The organism is Amycolatopsis sp. NPDC098790, assembly GCF_044759945.1.
Lineage (GTDB): Bacteria > Actinomycetota > Actinomycetes > Mycobacteriales > Pseudonocardiaceae > Amycolatopsis.
Window position 1 is genome coordinate 150,017 of record NZ_JBIWAI010000009.1, and the last position, 18,583, is coordinate 168,599.

Here is an 18,583-nt window from a genome sequence, read left to right on the forward strand (position 1 = left end):
ATGGGGCACCACGGCTGGCGGGGCAACCCACCGGGCACCGAAGACGAGGCACGCCGCCGGATCGCCGACGCGGCGACGGCGTGCCTCGACCGCGTCGGCCTCGCCAAGACCAGCCTGTCCGACGTCGCCGCCGAGGCCGGCGTGACGCGGCAGACCGTCTACCGCTACTTCCCGAGCCTCAACGACATCCTGCGCGCGGTCGCGCTGGCGGGCGTCGAGGAGTTCGCCGGGCGGATGGAACGCCACCTGGCGTCGTTCGGCAGCCCCGTCGAGGTGGCGGTGGAGTCGGTGGTGTTCGCGGTCCGGACGTTGCCCGGCGAGCCGCACCTCGGGCTGCTGCTGCAGGCGGGGGAGGCCGACTTCTTCACGGAAGGTGTGCTGTCGCCGTTGGCTTTTTCTTATGGCGCAACGATTCTCCGGAACGTGCCCGTCGGCTGGACGGCCGCCGGCGTCACCACCGACGAGGACTTCGAGGGACTGGCCGAGCTCCTGATGCGCCTGTTCCTGTCCTACCTGCGCTACCCCTCGACCCCGGCGCTCACCGACGACGGGATCCGGGCGCTCGTCCGGCGGTGGATCGGCCCGGCGCTGCGCGGGTGACGCTCAGGCGTGGGCGGGCAGCGAGACGCCGGTGAGGCGCTCGGACTCGGTCCACAGCCGTTCGGCCACCGCCTTGTCCAGCGCGCGGCGCGTCGGCTTGGCCGTCTTCGCCGGGCCGACCAGTGACCAGCGGGGTCCGTAGTAGCCGCCTTGCGTCGCGTCCGGGCTCGTCGCCGCGTACAGCAGGGGTTCCGCGCCCTGTTCGACCCCTTGGGACGGCACGAGCTTGAACGCGAGGGAGGTGAGCGGGCCGGGGCCGCGGCTGTCCAGGCCCGGTCCGGAGGTCTGCAGGTTGGTGCGCGTGTAGCCGGGGTGCGCGGCGGTCGAGAGGAGCGGCCAGCCGCGCTCGGCCGCGATGTCCGCCAGCCGCAGCGTCAGCATCAGGTCGGCGAGCTTCGACTGGGCGTAGGCGCGGTTCGGGCGGTAGCCGCGGGCCGACTGCAGGTCGTCGAAGGCGATCCGGCCGGCGTTGGCCATGCCGCTGCTCATCGTGGCGACGCGCGGAGCCGGCGCGGCGAGCAGCAGCGGCAGCAGGCGCACGGTCAGCGCGAACGGGCCGAGGTAGTTGCTGCCCAGCTGCAGTTCGAAGCCGTCGGCGGTCTCGATCCGGCGAGGCGGGGTCATCACACCGGCGTTGTTGACGAGCAGGTCGAGCGGCCGGCCGCCGGCGATCAGCCCGTCGGCGAACTCGCGGACCGAGGCCAGGTCGGCGAGGTCGATCCGCCGGACTTCGAGCCGGGCTTCGGGGTGCTCGGCGAGGATGTCGTGGCGGGCCTGCTCGCCCTTCTCGGGCGTCCGGACGGCGAGGACCACGTCGGCGCCGGCCGCGGCCAGCCGCTTGGCGGCTTCCTTGCCGGTTCCGCTGTTGGCGCCGGTCACGACGGCGAGCTTTCCGTGCTGGTCAGGGACCTGGTACATGGGACACCTCTCTAAGTACCGCTGGTACGTTACGGGCTCCACGATAACGTACCGGTGGTTCGTTGACAACAACGTACCGGGGGTACGTAAGATGGCGAGGTGAACTTCAAGCGCGCCCGCACCGACGAGCAGCGAGCCGAGCGGCGGCGCGTGATCCTGGCGACGGCCGACGAGATGCTGACCGAGATGCCGGTCGCCAAGCTGAGCTTCAACGAGCTGAGCCGCCGGGTGTGCTTGGCGAAGGCGAACATCGTGCGGTACGTCGAGTCGCGCGAGGCGGTGTTGTTGGAGCTGCTGGACGGGCATATCCGGGACTGGATCGCCGAATTGGCCGGTTCGGCGGTTCTCGAGGGTGCTGTTCGGGAGCGCGGAGATCGCCTGGCTGCGCTGGTGGCCGAGTCGCTGGCGCGGCGGCCCGTGCTGTGCGATCTGATCAGTTCGCAGGCGGCGGTGCTGGAGCACAACGTGTCCACCGAGGTGGCGCTCGAGCACAAGCGGGCGCTGCTTCGGGCCGTGGAGTCGCTGGTTGCGGTGGTCCGCCGGCACGTGCCGGAGCTGGACGAGCGGGCTGCCGGCGAGGTGGTGGCCACGGCTAGTTTGGTGACGGCGGCGGCTTGGCCGCACAGTCGGCCTTCGGAGGCTTTGCAGGCTGCTTACGCGTTGGATCCGGACGTGGCGGCCTCGCGGGTTGACTTCACGGAGTTGGTGGGGCGGACGCTCGCGGTGACTATTTCGGGGTTGCTGGCTCGTGAAGGTTCTCGGCCTGCTGTCGCGGGTTGATGCCGGGTGTGTGGGTAGGCGCGCGCCTGGGGTGGGGAGGTCGGTTCCGTGCCTTCGTCGGAAGCTAAAAGATGTCCTCGCCGGACGGGCAGGCTCTGGGATGGCCCTGGGTTTTGCTGTCCTCTCGCCTTTTCGGGTGGGTTGCTGGGTGGTCATCCCGTCGCCTGATTGAGGCCTATCACTTTGAGCCAGGCCCGCAAGGTTGCGTTGTTCTCTCGCCTTCTGCTGTGGGTTGCGGGCCTGGCTCAAAGTGATTTTTGCGGCCTCAGGCGACGGGATGACCACCCAGCTTTCTTTTCTGCGCGTCAGCTGCTGCTCGCGTGCATCGACCCGTCCGTGGCCGACGAGACCGACCCGATGTCGGTCGTCCCGGACCTCGACCCGTTCTCGCCGGCCAACGGTTTCGCCGAACCGCCGGAATGTCCCCGCTACATCAAGGAATTCCTGGACCGCTACCGCGCGGCCCAACGCGACCGCGTCGCCCGCATCGACGCCGTGGCCCGCGCGCACCTGGCCGGCACCGCTGCGGCCCGCAAGGCGTTCAAGACGAGCGGCCGAGCCGAAGACCGCCGCCGTTCGCTGGCGCCGCGCGTCCTCACGGTGTTCCGCACCGACGCCGACCCGCGCACGGTCGACCTCGGTCTGGACCCCAGCGAGCGCCCGTACGGCTCGCTGTTCGGCAAGCGCCCCGACCTGATCGACTACGGCCTGGTCGGGTTCGGCAGGCTCGCGACGCCGGAAGCGTGGTTGTCGACGTGGTCGGGCCTCAGCTCGCGTGCCGACTTCGTGCGCTGCGGCCCGGGCGTCACGATCCCGACATTGTTCGTCGAGCTGACGGGCGACCAGGCGGCGTTCCCGGCGGATTCCCGCCGCATGATCGCCTCCCTCGGCGCGGCGGATCTGACGGCGACGACAGTCCGCGGCCTGCACTTCGGCGGCGCCATCGCCGAGGGCGAGCCGACGGCGAACGAACTCGCGGCCGCCGAGATCGTCGAGTGGCTGGGCAAGCGTTACGGCTGAGCCACCTTTCGGACCGAGGTCGTCTCGCTGGTCAGCGGTGCGCCGTCGGGTGCCGTGGGGACGACGGGCGGGACGACCGCGCCGTGCTCGTCCACCAGGACCGAATGCGGCTCACCCGCTTCGAACGCGTGGCGCTCACCCCACTGGCGCAGCGTCACGATCACGGCGAACAGGTCCTTGCCCGCCTCGGTGAGCGCGTACTGGCGCCGCTTGCCCGACGGCGCGTCGACCTGGACGAGCAGGCCGTGTCCGGTCAGCCTGCGCAGCCGGTCGGTGAGGATGTTGCGGGCGATGCCCGTGCGCTGCTGGAAGTCGGTGAACGAGCGGGCGCCGTCCATCGCGTCGCGGACGATCAGCAGGCTCCACCGGTCGCCGATCAGGTCCGCCGCCCGCGCGACCGGGCAAGTCGGGTCCGTCCACATCGCGTCTCCCATGAGTTGCGTAATGAAACCATTCTCGCCTACTCTCCGAAGAGTTGCAAATCGCAACCAATCGGGAGGTCTGGTGGGACGCGGGACGAGACTGCTCCTGGCCGTCGTGTGCGGGGTGGCGGTCGCCGGCGTGTACGCGGGGCAGCCGGTGCTGGGCCCGATGGGCGACGACCTCGGCGTGCCCCGGGACGCGGCCGGCTGGTTCGTGGCCGCGGGCCAGCTCGGCTACCTCGCCGGGCTGGTGCTGCTGGTGCCGCTCGGCGACCGGCTGGACCGGCGTCGCCTGATCGCCGCCCACCTCGGCCTGGTCGCGGCCGGGCTGGCGGTCACCGCGGCCGCCCCCGTCGCCTGGGTGGCGTTCGGCGGCCTCGCCGTCGCGGGGCTCTTCGCGGTGGTGGTGCAGACGACGGTCGCGTACGCGACCTCGATCTCGCCGCCGGCCGAACGCGGGCGCACCCTCGGCGTCGTCACCTCCGGCGTGGTGGCCGGCATCCTCGGCGCCCGCGTGCTCACCGGCGCACTGGCCGACCTCGGCGGCTGGCGCGGCAGCTACCTCGCGCTCGCGGTGCTCGCCGCCGTCCTCTCCGCGCTGTGCCTCGTGGCGCTGCCCGCGGACGTGCGGACCGGCGCCGAGTCTTACGGGCGGATCCTGCGGTCACTGGCCGGGCTGCTCATCCGGCCGCTGTTCCTCAGCCGGGGTCTGATCGCCTTCTTCCTCTTCGCGTCTTTCGGCACGTTGTGGAGCGGAATGGCGCTGCCCCTGGCCGCCGAACCGTGGCACCTGACCGAAACGCAGATCGGGCTGTTCGGCGTCGCCGGGCTCGCGGGCGCACTGGGCGCGGCCCGGGCCGGCCGCTGGGGCGACGCGGGACACGCCGGCCGCGTCACCGGGATCGCGCTCGTGCTGCTGCTCGGGTCGTGGCTTGCCATCAGCGGGCTGGGCTGGTCGTTGTGGCTGCTGGGGTTCGGCGTGCTGGTGCTCGACTTCGCCGTCCAGGTCGTGCACGTCGCCAACCAGCACCTGCTGACCACCGCGTTCCCCGGCCGCACCAGCATGGTGACCGGCGGGTACATGGTCTTCTACTCCCTCGGCTCGGCGGCCGGCGCCGCCGCGACCACCGCGGTCTACGCCGTGGCGGGCTGGCCGGGATCGGCGATTCTCGGCGCGACCTTCGCCGTCGGCGCCCTGCTCACCTGGGCCGCCGGAAAAATCTTGGGGGTGGGAGGGGAGAACGGCCACCGTCGCGCCACGAGCAAGCTGGACCGAGAAGGGAGCAGCCGATGCTGAGTGTGGGGTCGAGGGGGCCGGTGCACCGGTCGATCGTGGTGGTGGACATCGCGGGATCGTCCCGCTGGGACAATCTCGCCCAGCTCCGGGCGCGCGCCGCGCTGGCGAGGATGATGCGGATCGCCTTCCGGGCGGCCGGGGTCGGCTGGTGGCGGCTGTCCATTCAGGACCGCGGTGACGGGCTCCTCGTCATCGTGCCGCCGGGGGTGTCCAAAGCGGACTTGCTGGACCCGTTCGTACCGCGGCTCGTCACCGAGCTGCGCGCGTACAACGCCGTCGTCGCACCGGCGTGGCGGATGCGGCTGCGGCTGGCGGTGCACGCGGGGGAGCTGCTGCGCGCGTGGCCGCGGTGGGTGAGCGAGGACGTGAAGCTCGCGTGCCGGCTCGTCGACGGCGAACCGCTCTACGACCTGCTCGCGCGGTCGGGCACCGACCTCGCCGTCGTGGTGTCGGAACGGATCCACGACGGCGTGGTGCGGCACGGCTACAAGGGCATCGACCCGGACGGCTACGCGCCGGTGCGGGTCCGGGTCAAGGAGGTGGACGCGCTCGCGTGGCTGTGGGAGGACGCGGACCCGGCCCGGGCGAACCGGGTCCGCGTGCCGGTCAGCCGGGCGGGCGGAGGGTGAGCGTCGTGCCGTCGCGGCCGGCGAACACGCCGTCCAGTGCGGCGTCGTACGCGACGCGGCCGGCGCCGGTGACGGTGAACGGGAACCGACGGCCGCCCGGTGCCGTGACGTAGTGGGTACCCGGCAGGAACCGCGCGAGGCGGGGCTGCCGGGCGTCCCACCAGCCGACGTGGTCGACGCCGAACTGCGGGTACCCCGACCCGCCGGCGTCGACGGTGACGGGGAACCCGTGGACGGCGAGCGTGCGGGTGTCCCTTCCGGTGAGCAGGCCTTCCAAAGCCGGGTCGTAGGCGACAAAGCCTTGGTCGTCGACGGTGAACGTCGTCGTCGGGCCGCCGTTGGTGACCACCCGGTGGACGCCGGGGAAGATGCGGAGCGTGCGCGCCGGTCGCGGGGCTCCGTACGTGACTCCCTCGATCGAGGCGTTGGCGTAGCCGAGATCCGTGACGTCCAGGGTGACCGGCAGCCCGTGGGCCGCGAGGACGGTTCCGTCGGCGGTGACCAGCGGGCTGTCCGAGCGCACCGAACCTGTTGCGGTCACGGTGAAGGGCGCGGTCGACCCGTCGTGCGCGACGACGTGGTGGGCGCCCGGCAGCAGCCGCAGTTCGCGGACGGCCTGCGGGGTACGCCAGCCCGTGCCGCTGACGGTCGTCGTGTCGTAGTCGACGCCGGTGCTGTCCAGCGTGACGCGGAAGCCGTGCACCTGCAGGGTTTTGTTCTCGTTGGCGCGGGTGAACAGCTGGTCGAGGTCGTCGGCGTAAGTGACGGTGCCGTCCGCGGTGATGGTGAACGGGACTCCGTTGCCGTTGGCTGTCACCACGTTGTGCGTGCCGGGCAGTAGCCGGAAAGTGCGGGATGCTCGTGGGGTGGGCCAGCCGGCGCCGCTGATGGTCATGTTGTAGTAGTCGACGTCGGTGGTGTCGAGGGTGATGGGTGTGCCGTGGACGGCGAGGATGTGGCTGTCCCAGGTCAGTGGTCGGTGTGGGTTGGCGGGGAAGGTGATCTCGCCGGTGGGCGTCACGGTGAACGGGACCGCGTTCCCGTGGGCCGTCACCACGTTGTGCGGGCCCGGTAGCAGCCTGAGGTGCCGGACCGGTTGCGGCGCCGGGAAACCCGTGCCGGTGATCGCCATGTTGTAGTAGTCCACATCGGACACGTCGAAGGTGATGTCGTGGCCGCGCAACACCAGGGTGGTGTCGCCGTTGGTGGTCAGCGGGCCGTCCGGGCCGGTGTCGTAGGTGATCCGGTAGTCGTCGGTGACGGTGAAGTGCAGCAGCTGGCCGGCCGGGGTGGCGAGCGTGTGCGGACCGGGCGCGAGGTCCACCTCCTGTGGCTGCCGGGAATCGCGCACGCCGACGCCGGAAATGGTCACCGTCGTGTACGAGACGCCGGTGGCGTCGATCGTGATCTTCCTCGGCTGCGGGGTCGTCGTGGTGGGCGGCGGTGTGGTGGTGGGCGGCGCCGAAGTCGGCGGCGGTGTGGTGGGTGGCTCGGTGGTGGGCGGTGCCGAGGTCGGCGGTGCCGTGGTGGGTGGCGGTGTGGTCGGAGGTGGTGTGTTCGGCGGCTCGGTGGTGGGTGGCGGCTCGGTAGTAGGCGGTGCGGTCGGTGGTGCTGTGGTGGGCGGTGGCGTGGTGGGCGGCGCCGAGGTCGTCGGTGCGGCGGGCGGCGGTGCGGCGGGCGGCGGCGTGGTCGTCGGCGGCGGCGCGGGCCGGCCCGTCGACGTCTCCGGCGCGGCAGGCTGGGCCACCGCCGACGAGCCGGGCGCCGGACCCGCAGGCGGCACCCGGTTCCCCGGCGAGGCCGGCAGCGTGGTCTTCGGGACCGTCACGGCCACCGGCACCGCGGCCGGGGCGCTCACCGTGGGCATCGGCGCGGCGGACGCGGTCGTCCCGGGTGCTCGCGGGGAGTCCGCGAGCGGCGTCCCGCTCCGGCCGCCGTCGGAGCCGGCCAGTACCGCGGCCACGATGGCCGCCGCGGCCGCGAGCCCGCCCGTCGCCGACACCGCGATCCGGGTCGCCACCTCCGGGTTGTCGCGCACGAACCGCGTGACGCCGTCGACCTTGCGCAGCAGCCCGGGCCGGGACGCCAGCACCCGGCCCGCCAGGTTCGCGGGCCCGGCCAGCGGCACCGGCACGGCCAGCGCGGCCGCCGCCTGGGCCTGCGTCGACGAAACACCACCCTCGCCCACGCGGTCCAGCAGCGCGACGAGCGCGCGGCGGCGTTCCTCGTCGTCGTCGGCCAGCCGCAGCAGCCCGGGACCGAGGGCCCAGCGGCTGTAGTCGCGGGCTTCGTCGACGCGCAGCGAGCACGTCGCGCAGCCGGCGGCGTGCTTGAGCACCGCGCGCGTCTGTTCCTGATCGAGCAGCAGCCGGCGGCCCGCGCGCAGCTGCTCGGCGCTCAGCACCCGGCCCAGCTCGGCGCAGTCCGCGCGGCCGGTGCGGGCGAGGACGAGCGCCGCGATCGCGTCGAGCATCTTCAGGCGGGACCGCTGCAGCTGCCGGTTCACGATCTCGACCGGCCGGCCCAGCTCCCGCGCCAGCTCCGCGCCGACGACGTGCCGCCCGCGTTCGACGGTGAGCCGCAGGTGGGCGCGCATGATCGCGGCCAGGCCGTCGCCCAGCCCGCGGGTCGCGGCGTCGAGCGTGGCCCACAGCTGCCGCTTGCCGAGGACGACCTCGAACTCCGACGGCAGGTCCGGCAGGTCGGTCCGGGCCAGCTCCAGCTGCGGCTCGCCCGGTTCCTGCGGCACTTCGCCCGGCAGCTCGAGGTCGCGCTCCTTGGCCCGGTACCGCTCCTTGAGCACATTGGCGGCGATGCCGGTCAGCCACGCGCCGAGCACCTGCGGCTCGGCGCCCTTGCGCAGGCCCTCCAGCGCGCGGACGACGACCTCGCTGACGCAGTCGTCGAGGTCGGAGCGGTTCGGCACCCGCGACCGCAGGTAGGCCCGCACGCTGGTCCGGCAGTGTTCGAAGATCTCCGCCTCGGTCATCGCGCGGCCCTCCGGGTGGCGAGGCGGGTGCCGGTCTCCAGCAGCCATTCGCGCGCCGGGCGCCCGCACGGACACGGCAGGTGCCCGACGAACTGCGCGAACGTGTCGTGGGTGGTTTCCCACGACGCCGTCCGTTCGCGCAGGATCCGCCAGCAGCGCTGGAAGACCGGCCGGGCGTACCGGCCGTAGAGCACGTCGAGCGCGCTCCAGTCGCCGTCGTGCAGCCGCGCCACCAGCGCGCGGTCTTCTTCCTGCTCGGTGCGCAGGACGTCCATGACATCTCCCGAGGTCGGCAACGTGGTCGCCTGGCTCGTGGCGCACCGGGCCGGTTTCTCCCCGCGTGACGCGGAAATTCCGCGGCTATTTTCGCGAGCGGAACCGGTACCGGGAAGGTGCCCGGCCCGGTTGTCCGGTTTTTGTCCGGCCTCGGGGGAAGGGAACGCCGCCCGTCAGGGCAGTTCGAGGTGTTCGCGCAGGGTCGTGCCCTCGTACTCCGTCCGGTAGACCCCGCGGTCCTGCAGCTCCGGGACGAGCCGGTCGACGACGTCGTCGAGCGCGGCGGGCACCAGGTGCGGGCTGATGTTGAACCCGTCGACCGCCCGGGTCCGCACGTACCGCGCCCACTCGTCGGCGACCTGGCCCGGCGTGCCGACGAAACCGTGCTGGCGGGGCTGGACCTCGAGGACCAGCTGGTGGATCGACAGCTTCTTCGCCTCGGCCAGCTCGCGCCACCGGCGGATCCGGTCGAGCTTGCCGGTGCGCTCCTCGATCGAGATCGTCCCGCGCGACGGGTCCAGCTCGCCTTCGGCCGGCTCGATGTCCGGCAGCGGGCCGTGCGGGTCGTAGGCCGAGAGGTCCCGGCCCCAGTACTGATCGAGGAACGCCAGCGCGCGCTGCGGGGTGATCTGCCGGCGCCGGACGTCTTCGGCGCGTTCGGCGGCGTCGGCCGGGGTGTCGCCCAGGACGACGGTCGCCCCGGGCAGGATCCGCACCGCGTCGGCGGGACGGCCGTGGCGCGCCAGCCGCGCGCGCAGGTCCTCGGCGTATGCGACGGCCTTGTCGTGGGCGGTGTTCGCGGAGAACACGACGTCCGCGTACTTGGCCGCCAGTTCGCGCCCGCCCGGGGAGTCCCCGGCCTGGAACAGCACCGGACGGCCCTGCGGGCTCGGCGGCACCGACGGCGTCGCGCGCAGGCTCACCAGGTCGGTGTGCCGGGCCACCAGCCCGGTCCCGGACCACAGCGCCAGCGCGGCTTCGACGAACTGCTCGGCCCGTTCGTAGCGGCGCTCGTGGGCGAGCCAGCCGCCGCGGCGGAAGTTGGCGCCGGTCCAGGCGTTGTCGGTGGTGACGATGTTCCAGCCGGCCCGGCCGCCGGACAGGAAGTCCAAAGAGGACAGCCGGCGCGCGAGGTCGGCGGGGAAGTTGTACGTCGTGTTCTGCGTGGCGACCAGCCCGATCCGCGTCGTGGCCGCGGCGAGCGCGCTCAGCTGGGTGATCGCGTCGGGGCGGCCGGCGACGTCGAGGGCGTGGACCCGGCCGAGGTTTTCCCGCACCCGCAGGCCTTCGCCGAGGAAGAAGGCGTCGAACAGGCCGCGTTCGAGGGTGCGCGCGACCGAAACGTAGGTCTCGATCTCCGTGTGCGGCGCGTTCGCCGGGTCGTCCCACAGGTAGTGCGGGCCGACGCCGGTGTAGAACACGCCCAGGTGCAGCCGCGCGGTCATGCGGCACCCCCGGCGGCGAAGAGGCTCGCCGGGCGCGCGAGACCGAGCGACTCGCGCAGGGTGGCGCCCGGTGCCGGGGAGGTGAGCAGGCCTTCGGCGCGCAGCGCGGGGAGTACTTCCCCGAGCAGGACCGGCAGGTCGGCGGAGTGCAGCCGCACGCCGTCGACGCTCGTCGCCAGCCAGCCCAGCAGTTCGGTGAGGCCGGGCGCGGATCCCGTGTAGCGCAACCGGTCGCCCGGTGGCCGTCGGCCGCCCGCCCCGAACTGGACCTCGACCTCGGCGAAGACCAGCGGGGCGCCGGTGTCGCGGGCGCGCCGGGCGCGGCCGCGGACGTCGTCGAGACCGGCGCCGCCGACGAGCACGACGTCCGGGCGGGCCGCTTCGGCGAGTGCGTCCGGCGCCAGGATGACCGGCCTCCCCTGGGGCGGCCGCGGCGTGATCAGCGGGCCCTTGATCGAGAACCGCGCGCCGGAGAAGTCGACGTGGTGCACCTTGTCCGGGTCGAGGTAGCGCCCGGTCGCGACGTCCTTGATGACGGCGTCGTCGTCCCAGGAGTCCCAGAGCCGCCGGACGACCTCGGCGACGTCGGCGACTTCGTGGTGCAGCGCGTCCGGGTCGAGCCGGGACGCGCCGACGGTCGCCAGCGCCTCGGGCGAGCTGTCCGCGCCGACGATCCAGGCGGCGCGGCCGTGCGAGGCGTGGTCGAGGCTCGCCAGCTGCGCGGCCAGGTGGAACGGCTCGACGGTGGTGACGTGCGCGGTCGGGGCGAGCCCGACGCGATCGGTGAGCGTCGCGACGTAGGCGGCGCGCGTGGTCGCGTCGAGCCGGTGGCCGCCGACGGGGGAGTCGTCGAAGGTGACGAACGTGAAGCCGCCGCGTTCGGCCGCGGTGACGGCGCCGGCGAGCGCGCAGGGCGTGTCGCCGCCGTCGCCGATCTCCACCGCGACGTGCAGGCTGCGAGAAGTCATGGCTCCACAGCTATCCGGACCGAGGGCGGGCGCGCACCTGCTTTCAGGATGTGGACGCGCTCGGGCGGGCGTTCGGGCTGAGCGCCGAGGCGTAGTCGAAGAGCGTGACGCGGTCGGGGAGTTTCGTCTTCGTCATCAGGCTGGAGACGTGCTTTTCCACGGTCTTCGGGGAAATCAGCAGCCGCCGGGCGATGTCGGTGTTGCCGAGGCGGTGGGCCAGCAGCCGGAAGACGTCGTACTCGCGGACGGTGACCCCGGCGTCGCGCAGCTCGCGCGGGAGCCGGTGGAGGCCGGGCCGCCGTTGCCGCACGGGTTCCCCGGCCCGGCGCAGCAGGGTGCGGCAGGCCCCGGCGACGGCGGGAACGGCGGCGTCGTGGAAGTACTCCTCGGCGGCCCGCAGCCAGAGGACGGGTTCGCCCCAGCCGTCGGCGAGCGCGGCTTCGGCGACGAGCCGCGCCCCGAGGTGCCCGGCCATCCGGTAGGGGTGAGCGGCTTCCCGCGCTTCCTTGGCGGCGGCTTCGGCGCCGGCGGTGTCCCCGTGCCGTCCGTGCGAGACGGCTTGGGCGAGGGCGGCGAACTGCCGGTTCCAGCGCAGCCGGCTCGCGGGAATGCTCGCGGCGGTTTCGAGGTCTTCGGGGGTCAGGTCCCCGGCGAGGACGTCGAGGAGGAGCGCGACGCCGTGGTGGCCGTCGAGGGGCGAGCCGGCGTCGACGCGGTCGAGGTCCCGCCGCGCGCGGTCCCGGTCTTCTTCGAGGAGGGCGCAGAAGGGGTGGGCGAGGCCGAGGAGCGAGTCCGGGTGGTGACCGGCTCGGAGATCGGCGATGGCTTCGGTCATGGCGGCCCGGTCGGCTTGGTGGGCGGCGGAGATGGCCCGGAGAACGGTGAGGCCGCGGAAATCGGCTGAGGTCGCGGGGGTGGGGATGCTTTGGCCGGAACCGGCAGGGCGAACGCCGGCCGAGTCCTCGCACGTGGGTCCAGCCAACTCGGCCAACCGCTGCTCACCAGCGCCGTACTCGCCGCCGAGCACCAGCCCGTGCAACACGATCGCCAGCTCGGCCGACCGGACCGCCGCCACCGAGCCGGCTCGCGACGCGTGCTGCCGTGCCAAGACCAACCCGCCCGTGTCGCCCTCCGTCAGCGCGAAGTGCTCACCCAACCGCACCAGAACATGCGTGCGCCACAACGGCATCCGGTGGGACTCCGTCAGCAGATGCGCCCGCTCCAGCAAGCGCCGTGCCTCCTCCGGGTCGCGCCACCGGACCAGCACTCCCAGCGCGAGCAGCGCCTGGCACGTCACCACCGGGTCGTCCGCCTGCTCGAGCGCCGCCCGGGCGAGGCGCTCGGCTTCTGTCGCCCGGTCCGGTTCCTCCAGCAGCAGCAACGCCTGGACCGCGTCGACCGCCGCGCGCCGGCGGTCCGAGCGGGTGCGGGTGCGGGCCGCCGTCAGATGAGCGAGCGCGTCCGCCGGCCGGCCTGCCGAGTGCGCCGCCCACGCCAGCCGCGCGTGCAGGACCGCGGCCCGGTCGAACAGCCCCACCTCGGAAAACCGGTCCGCCAACGCGCACGCCCGGTCGATCTGCCCGGTCTCGCCGAGCGCGAACACCAGCTGCTCCAAGACCGCGCCGCGCAGGTCGGGCCGGTCGGTCAGCAACCCGTCCGCGCGGACGAGCAGGTCCACGGCGGCGCCGGTCTCCGCCGTTTCCAGGGCCCGGCGGCCCGCGTCGGCGAACAGGCGCCCCGCCGCCGCGCGGTCGCCCGCGAGCCGGCGCAGCTCCGCGACCCGCGCGCACCAGTCACCCGGCAGGCCGGGGTGCAGCAGCTCGACGGCGTCCGCGGCCAGCCGGGCCAGCTCCGCCCGCCGCGTCGGGCCCAGCTGCGCCAGCACCGCTTCGGCCGTCAGCGGGTGCCCGAACGCGTACCAGCCGAGCGCCGCCGGGTCCGGCTCGACGAGCCGCGCGTCGACGGCCGCGTCGAGGAACGCCGCAACCGTCCGGTCGTCGGCGCCGGCGGCGCGCTGCACCACCGGCGCGGCGAACCGCGGGCCGAGGACCGCCGCCGCGGCCAGCAGGCCCGCTCCTTCCGGCCCGAGCCGCGCCATCCGCGTGGCGACGCTCCCCGCCAGCGCCGCGGGCACGGTGCCGGTGTCGGCCAGGTGCCAGCCGGCGGGCCCGTCGGTCAGCAGCCCGTCGGCGACCAGCTCGTGCAGCAGCTCTTCGACCAGGAACGGGATCCCGGTGCTGAGCCGCCACAGGTGGGCGGCCGTCGCGGCGGGCACCCGCGCGCGGTCCGTCCCGAGGCACGCCGCGACGACGTCGTGCACGGCGTCCGGCCCGAGCCGCGGGAGTGTGCGCAGGACGCAGGCACCGCGGCGGGCGGCGGACCGGGCGATGTCGCGGGCGGGGGACGGGTCGTCCCGGATCGTGCCGGTCAGCAGCACCCGCGCCGACTCCAGGTTGCCGACCAGGTACTCCAGCACGAACAGCGTCTCCGCGTCGGCGTCGTGCAGGTCGTCGAGGACGAGCACGCAGCCACCGGCCCGGCCGACCACCGCCAGCAGCCGCAGCACCGCCTCGGCGACGACCAGCAGCGGCGGGTCCGCTTCCGGGCCCCGCCGCCAGTCGGGCACGAGGACACCCAACGCCGGCAAGTACGGGCCCAGCTCGGCGACGTCGATCGGCTCGGCGTCGCGCGTCAGCGAGAACAGCGCCTCGGCCAGCGGCCGGAACGGCACCACCGGGCCGACCGAGCTGCCCTGCCCGCGCAGCACCCGTGCCCCGCGGCCGGCCGCCCGCGCCGCCGCCTCGCGCGCGAGGCGGGACTTGCCGATCCCGCTCTCGCCGGCGAGGAAGACCGCGCCGCCCCGCCCGGCCAGTGCGTCGTCGAACGCCGTGGCCAGCTCACGCAGCTCCCCGTCCCGGCCGGCGAGCTCCGGCGACCGGATCAGCATGCCCGGTCGGCGACCGCGAAAAAGGAATAATCGCATTCACACATCGAATTGAGCCCCCAGCTCCGGCGCCCCTCCGGACGCCACTTCTTGGATACACGACGAGTGCCACAACGCCAACCGGGACCGAATGCTGGAATTCACCGCGCCGATACCGGATGGCCTTTACCGGACACCCTGGGGCGGGTTCCCCCAGGTTTCCCCGACGGGCGGCAGGCGGGGCGGAACGCTCGAATCGTCCGTTCGGTGGTTGACACACCCGTGACGGCCGCGCGTCCCACTGCGACACCGTGACCCAGGCCGCACGAGTGGTCCAGGCCACTGCGGATCCGCCCTGCTCGCGGGGAAAACGCGGGGCCGGCGGAAAAGTTGGGGGAGCCGCCCCCATGGCGCCGCGGCACCCGGCATGGGCAGACTGGCGAACGCCACGGCTGGGGTGAAGTGAACCGGGGCACTGGGGTACCACCGCGAAATCCGGGTGCGGAGCGATCCGCGCCGGGCTTCGGCGTGAACGCGTTCCGGCGGTGCGCCCCTCAGGTCGAACGATCGGGCAATTCGGTCTCCAACTCGAGGCGCCGCCGCTAATGCGGTGGCCCGGCAGAATGCGGGGAAACAAGTGGGTGCGAACGGAATCACCCGGGTCGGCGTCGTCGGCTCGGGCACGATGGGCGCGGGGATCGCCGAGCTCTGCGCGACCCGCGGGCTCGACGTCCGGCTGGCGGTGTCCCGGGAGTCGTCGCTGACCTCGGCGCCGCGGAAGATCGCGGCGTCGCTCGGCCGCCGCGTCGACAAGGGCAAGCTGACGCCGGACGAACGCGACGCGGCCCTGACCCGGATCAGCGTCGGCACGGACCTCGCCGAGCTCGGCGACCGGCAGCTCGTCGTCGAGGCGATCCCCGAGGACGAACAGCTCAAGCTCGGCCTCTTCGCCACGCTCGACAAGATCGCCGGCGACGACACGGTCCTCGCCAGCACCACCTCGGCGATCGCGATCACCCGGCTCGCCGCGGTGACCACCAGGCCCGAACGCGTGCTCGGCCTGCACTTCTTCAACCCCGTCACGGCCATGCGGCTCGTCGAGGTCGTCCCCGCGCTGCCGACGGACCCCGAGGTGACCGAGCGCGTCACCGCCTTCGCCGAGCACACCTTGGACCGGCAGCCGATCACCGTCGCCGACCAGAGCGGCTTCGTCGTCAACGCCCTGCTGATCCCGTACTTGCTCGCGGCGATCCGCATGGTCGACACCGGCTACTGCCCGCCCGCAGACGTCGACCGCGCCATGGAACTCGGCTGCGCGCACCCGATGGGGCCGCTGCGGCTGGCCGACCTGATCGGCCTCGACGTCGTCGCCGCCATCGCCGCCGCGCTGCACGACGAGTTCAAGCAGCCCCTCTACGCCGCCCCGCCCTCGCTGTCCCGGCTGGTCGAAGCCGGCCACCTCGGCCGCAAGACCGGTCGCGGCTTCCACACGTACTGAAGGAGAACCCGTGCACTCGTTCCTGAACACCAAGAAGTCCGCCCGGATCAGCGACGACTTCTGGGACGTCACCGACAAGGCCGGCCTCTTCGACGTCGTCGTCGCCGGCCTCGGCGACGGCCGCCACCGCGCCCTCGACGACGGCCACGAGTTCGTCAACATGTCCTCCTACTCCTACCTCGGCCTCGACACCCACCCGAAGCTCGTGAAAGCCGCGGCCGACGCCGTCCTCGCCGAAGGCGCGCTCAACACCTCGACGTCCCGGATGCGCGTCCGCTTCGGGGCGCTCAGGGACGCCGAAGCGGCGCTGTCGGAACTGTTCGACGTCGAGGCCGTGACGCTCAACTCGTGCGCCGCCGCCGCGTGGGCCGCCCTGCCGCTGGTCGCGTCCGGGATCTTCACCGAGGGCGAGCCGCCGCTGATGGTGTTCGACAAGAACGCCCACTTCTGCCTCAACGCGATGAAGCCGAGCGTCGCCGACGAGACCGAGGTCGCCGTGGTGCCGCACAACGACGTCGAAGCGCTCGAAGCGTTGTGCAAGCAGCACAAGCGGGTCGCCTACGTCGCCGATGGCGTCTACAGCACCGGCGGGCAGGCACCGGTGAAGGAACTCCTGGCCCTGCAGGAGAAGTACGGCCTGTTCCTCGTCTTCGACGAAGCCCACGGCATCTCGACGGTCGGTCACCGCGGCCGCGGCGTCGTGCTGGAAGAGCTGGGCCAGATCAACGACCGCACGATCATCATCACGTCGCTCAACAAGGGCTTCGGCGCGTCCGGTGGCGCGATCTTCCTCGGCAAGCGGGGTTCCCAGTGGCGGCTGGACACCGCGCAGCGCAACGGCGGCCCGCTGATGTGGTCGCAGCGGATCAACACCGCGGGCCTCGGCGGCCTGCTCGCCTCCGCGGAACTGCACCGCACCGACGAGCTGACCGCGTTGCAGCAGCGGCTTCAGGAGAACATCACCCTCTTCGACAGCCTCGTGGAAACCGGTGAACGCGGCGACGGGCTGCCGATCCGGTTCGTGCGGGTCGGCTCGGAGGACGCGACCGTCCGGCTCGCGCAGGACCTGTTCCGCAACGGCTTCTACGTCTCGCCGATCTTCTTCCCGATCATCGGCCGCGGCAAGGCAGGCTTGCGAATCATGCTGCGCGCCAGCATGACCACGGCCGAGATCGAGCGGTTCGCCGGCCTGCTGGGCACGCTGGGGGACGCGTGACGGCGCTGCGTTCCCACCTCGACGTCGCCTCGGCCGGGTTCCGCCGCAACGTCGAGGACTTCGAAGTCAACCGCGAAGTCATCGCCCGGGCCCGGGCCGCGGCGCTGGCCGGCGGCAGCGAGAAAGCGCACCGCAAGCACGCCGGCCGCGGCAAGCTGACCGCCCGGCAGCGCATCGCGCGGCTGCTGGACCCCGGGACGCCGCTGCTGGAGGTCGGGCAGCTCGCCGCGCACGACGTCTACGACGAGCCGGTCCCGTCGGCCGCGCTGGTGACCGGGATCGGGATCGTCGCCGGACGGCCGTTCATGGTCTTCGCCAACGACGCCACCGTGAAGGGCGGGACGTACTTCCCGCTCGGCGTCCGGAAACACCTGCGCGGGCAGAAGATCGCGCGCGAGAACGGCCTGGGGTGTCTCTACCTCGTCGACTCGGGCGGGGTTTTCCTGCCACTGCAGGAGGACCTCTTCCCCGACGAGGACCACCTCGGCCGGATCTTCCGCAACATCGCCGAGATGTCGGCCGAGGGGCTGCCGCAACTGGCCGCCGTGATGGGCTCGTGCACCGCGGGCGGGGCGTACATCCCGGCGATGTGCGACGAGACGGTGATGGTCCGCGGCACCGGCACGGTGTTCCTCGGCGGCCCGCAGCTGGTGCGCGCGGCCACCGGCGAGATCGTCGACGCCGAGACGCTCGGCGGCGCCGATCTGCACACCCGCGTCACCGGGGTCGCCGACCACCTCGCCGAGAACGACGACCACGCGCTGACCATCCTGCGCGACCTCGCCGCGCGCAGCACCCGGCCGCCGCTGTCCCCGCCGCCGCAGCCACCCCGGCCGCCGAAGTACGACCCCGCCGAACTGCCCGGGGTCGTGAGCGCCGGGCTCAAGGAGCACATCCCGGCGCGCGAGATCCTGGCGAGATTGCTCGACGACAGCGAGTTCACCGAGTACCGCGCCCGTTTCGGCCCGACGATCGTTTGCGGCACCGGGCACGTCGGCGGCTACCCGGTCGGCGTTCTGATCAACGACGGCGTCCTGTTCTCCGAGAGCGCGCAGAAGGCCGCGAACTTCATCGAGGTGTGCGCGCAGCGGGACATCCCGCTGCTGTTCCTGCACAACATCAACGGGTTCATGGTCGGCGCCGAGTACGAGGCCGGCGGGATCACCAAGCACGGCGCCAAGCTCGTCAACGCCGTGTCGTGCGCGAAGGTGCCGAAGTTCAGCCTGGTGGTCGGCGGCAGCTACGGCGCGGGCAACTTCGCCATGTGCGGCCGGTCCATGGGCTCGCAGCTGATGGCGATGTGGCCGAGCGCGCGGTCCACTGTGGTCGGTGCCGAGCAGACGGCCAAGGTGATGACGCTGATCCGCGGCGACCAGCTCGCCAAGGAGGGCCGCGAGCTGACGCCCGAGGAGGAGGCGGAGATCCGCGAGCCGATCCTCGCCGCCTACGAACGGCAGGCGCAGCCGCTCTACTACGCGGCCCGGCTGTGGGTCGACGCCGTCGTCGACCCGGTCGAGACGCGGGACTGGCTCGCGCTGTGCCTGGCCATGGCCGCCGACGCGCCGAAGCGGGAGACCCGCTTCGGGGTCTTCAGGATGTGAG

The 18,583-nt window shown here is 73.0% G+C and carries 15 protein-coding genes; 8 read left to right on the forward strand and 7 right to left on the reverse strand.

Annotated elements, in window-relative coordinates:
- A complete protein-coding gene (locus ACIQWX_RS46495; protein WP_400885662.1) occupies positions 1-600 on the forward strand; it encodes a TetR/AcrR family transcriptional regulator in 600 nt (199 codons plus the stop codon).
- A gap of 3 nt (positions 601-603) precedes the next feature.
- On the opposite strand, the gene ACIQWX_RS46500 is transcribed toward ACIQWX_RS46495, so the two are convergent.
- Complete coding sequence (locus ACIQWX_RS46500) at positions 604-1,518, reverse strand: SDR family oxidoreductase (RefSeq protein ID WP_400885665.1); 915 nt, start codon at positions 1,516-1,518, stop codon at positions 604-606.
- A gap of 99 nt (positions 1,519-1,617) precedes the next feature.
- Here ACIQWX_RS46500 and ACIQWX_RS46505 point away from each other — a divergent pair, with 99 nt between their 5' ends.
- Positions 1,618-2,298, forward strand: coding sequence for a TetR/AcrR family transcriptional regulator (locus ACIQWX_RS46505; RefSeq protein WP_400885666.1), 681 nt, complete (start codon positions 1,618-1,620; stop codon positions 2,296-2,298).
- Positions 2,299-2,634: 336 nt separating this feature from the next.
- Positions 2,635-3,318 carry a hypothetical protein gene (locus tag ACIQWX_RS46510; protein ID WP_400885669.1) on the forward strand — a complete coding sequence of 228 codons (684 nt, stop codon included), beginning with the start codon at positions 2,635-2,637 and terminating at the stop codon, positions 3,316-3,318.
- Here the strand turns inward: ACIQWX_RS46510 and ACIQWX_RS46515 are convergent.
- Complete coding sequence (locus ACIQWX_RS46515) at positions 3,309-3,752, reverse strand: winged helix-turn-helix transcriptional regulator (RefSeq protein WP_400885672.1); 444 nt, start codon at positions 3,750-3,752, stop codon at positions 3,309-3,311. The genes ACIQWX_RS46510 and ACIQWX_RS46515 overlap by 10 nt on opposite strands.
- Positions 3,753-3,822: 70 nt before the next feature.
- Here ACIQWX_RS46515 and ACIQWX_RS46520 point away from each other — a divergent pair, with 70 nt between their 5' ends.
- Both ACIQWX_RS46520 and ACIQWX_RS46525 read left to right on the forward strand, forming a co-directional pair.
- Complete coding sequence (locus ACIQWX_RS46520) at positions 3,823-5,037, forward strand: MFS transporter (protein ID WP_400885674.1); 1,215 nt, start codon at positions 3,823-3,825, stop codon at positions 5,035-5,037.
- Entirely contained in the window at positions 5,031-5,666 is a 636-nt protein-coding gene (locus tag ACIQWX_RS46525; RefSeq protein WP_400885677.1) for a hypothetical protein, read from the forward strand. Before ACIQWX_RS46520 ends, ACIQWX_RS46525 begins: the two co-directional genes overlap by 7 nt.
- Here ACIQWX_RS46525 and ACIQWX_RS46530 read toward each other — a convergent pair.
- The 5 genes from ACIQWX_RS46530 to ACIQWX_RS46550 form a co-directional block, all read right to left on the reverse strand.
- The gene (locus ACIQWX_RS46530) at positions 5,644-8,655 is read right to left on the reverse strand and encodes a sigma factor (protein ID WP_400885679.1); all 3,012 of its coding nucleotides are present in this window, start codon (positions 8,653-8,655) and stop codon (positions 5,644-5,646) included. The genes ACIQWX_RS46525 and ACIQWX_RS46530 overlap by 23 nt on opposite strands.
- Entirely contained in the window at positions 8,652-8,930 is a 279-nt protein-coding gene (locus tag ACIQWX_RS46535; RefSeq protein ID WP_400885682.1) for a hypothetical protein, read from the reverse strand. Before ACIQWX_RS46535 ends, ACIQWX_RS46530 begins: the two co-directional genes overlap by 4 nt.
- A 174-nt stretch (positions 8,931-9,104) precedes the next feature.
- The gene (locus ACIQWX_RS46540) at positions 9,105-10,376 is read right to left on the reverse strand and encodes an LLM class flavin-dependent oxidoreductase (protein ID WP_400885685.1); all 1,272 of its coding nucleotides are present in this window, start codon (positions 10,374-10,376) and stop codon (positions 9,105-9,107) included.
- Positions 10,373-11,344, reverse strand: coding sequence for an LLM class flavin-dependent oxidoreductase (locus ACIQWX_RS46545; protein ID WP_400885687.1), 972 nt, complete (start codon positions 11,342-11,344; stop codon positions 10,373-10,375). Before ACIQWX_RS46545 ends, ACIQWX_RS46540 begins: the two co-directional genes overlap by 4 nt.
- A 43-nt stretch (positions 11,345-11,387) precedes the next feature.
- Positions 11,388-14,291 carry a helix-turn-helix transcriptional regulator gene (locus tag ACIQWX_RS46550; protein ID WP_400885690.1) on the reverse strand — a complete coding sequence of 968 codons (2,904 nt, stop codon included), beginning with the start codon at positions 14,289-14,291 and terminating at the stop codon, positions 11,388-11,390.
- Positions 14,292-14,904: 613 nt separating this feature from the next.
- On the opposite strand from ACIQWX_RS46550, the gene ACIQWX_RS46555 reads away from it, so the two are divergent.
- From ACIQWX_RS46555 to ACIQWX_RS46565, 3 genes are read left to right on the forward strand one after another with little or no spacing between them, the layout of a single operon-like run.
- On the forward strand, positions 14,905-15,765 hold the full coding sequence (locus ACIQWX_RS46555; protein WP_400885692.1) for a 3-hydroxybutyryl-CoA dehydrogenase: 861 nt from the start codon (positions 14,905-14,907) through the stop codon (positions 15,763-15,765).
- Between the two features lie 10 nt (positions 15,766-15,775).
- Positions 15,776-16,981, forward strand: coding sequence for an aminotransferase class I/II-fold pyridoxal phosphate-dependent enzyme (locus ACIQWX_RS46560; protein WP_400885695.1), 1,206 nt, complete (start codon positions 15,776-15,778; stop codon positions 16,979-16,981).
- On the forward strand, positions 16,978-18,582 hold the full coding sequence (locus ACIQWX_RS46565; RefSeq protein ID WP_400885698.1) for a carboxyl transferase domain-containing protein: 1,605 nt from the start codon (positions 16,978-16,980) through the stop codon (positions 18,580-18,582). The genes ACIQWX_RS46560 and ACIQWX_RS46565 overlap by 4 nt, the downstream gene beginning before the upstream one ends.
- Position 18,583: the final 1 nt, after the last annotated feature.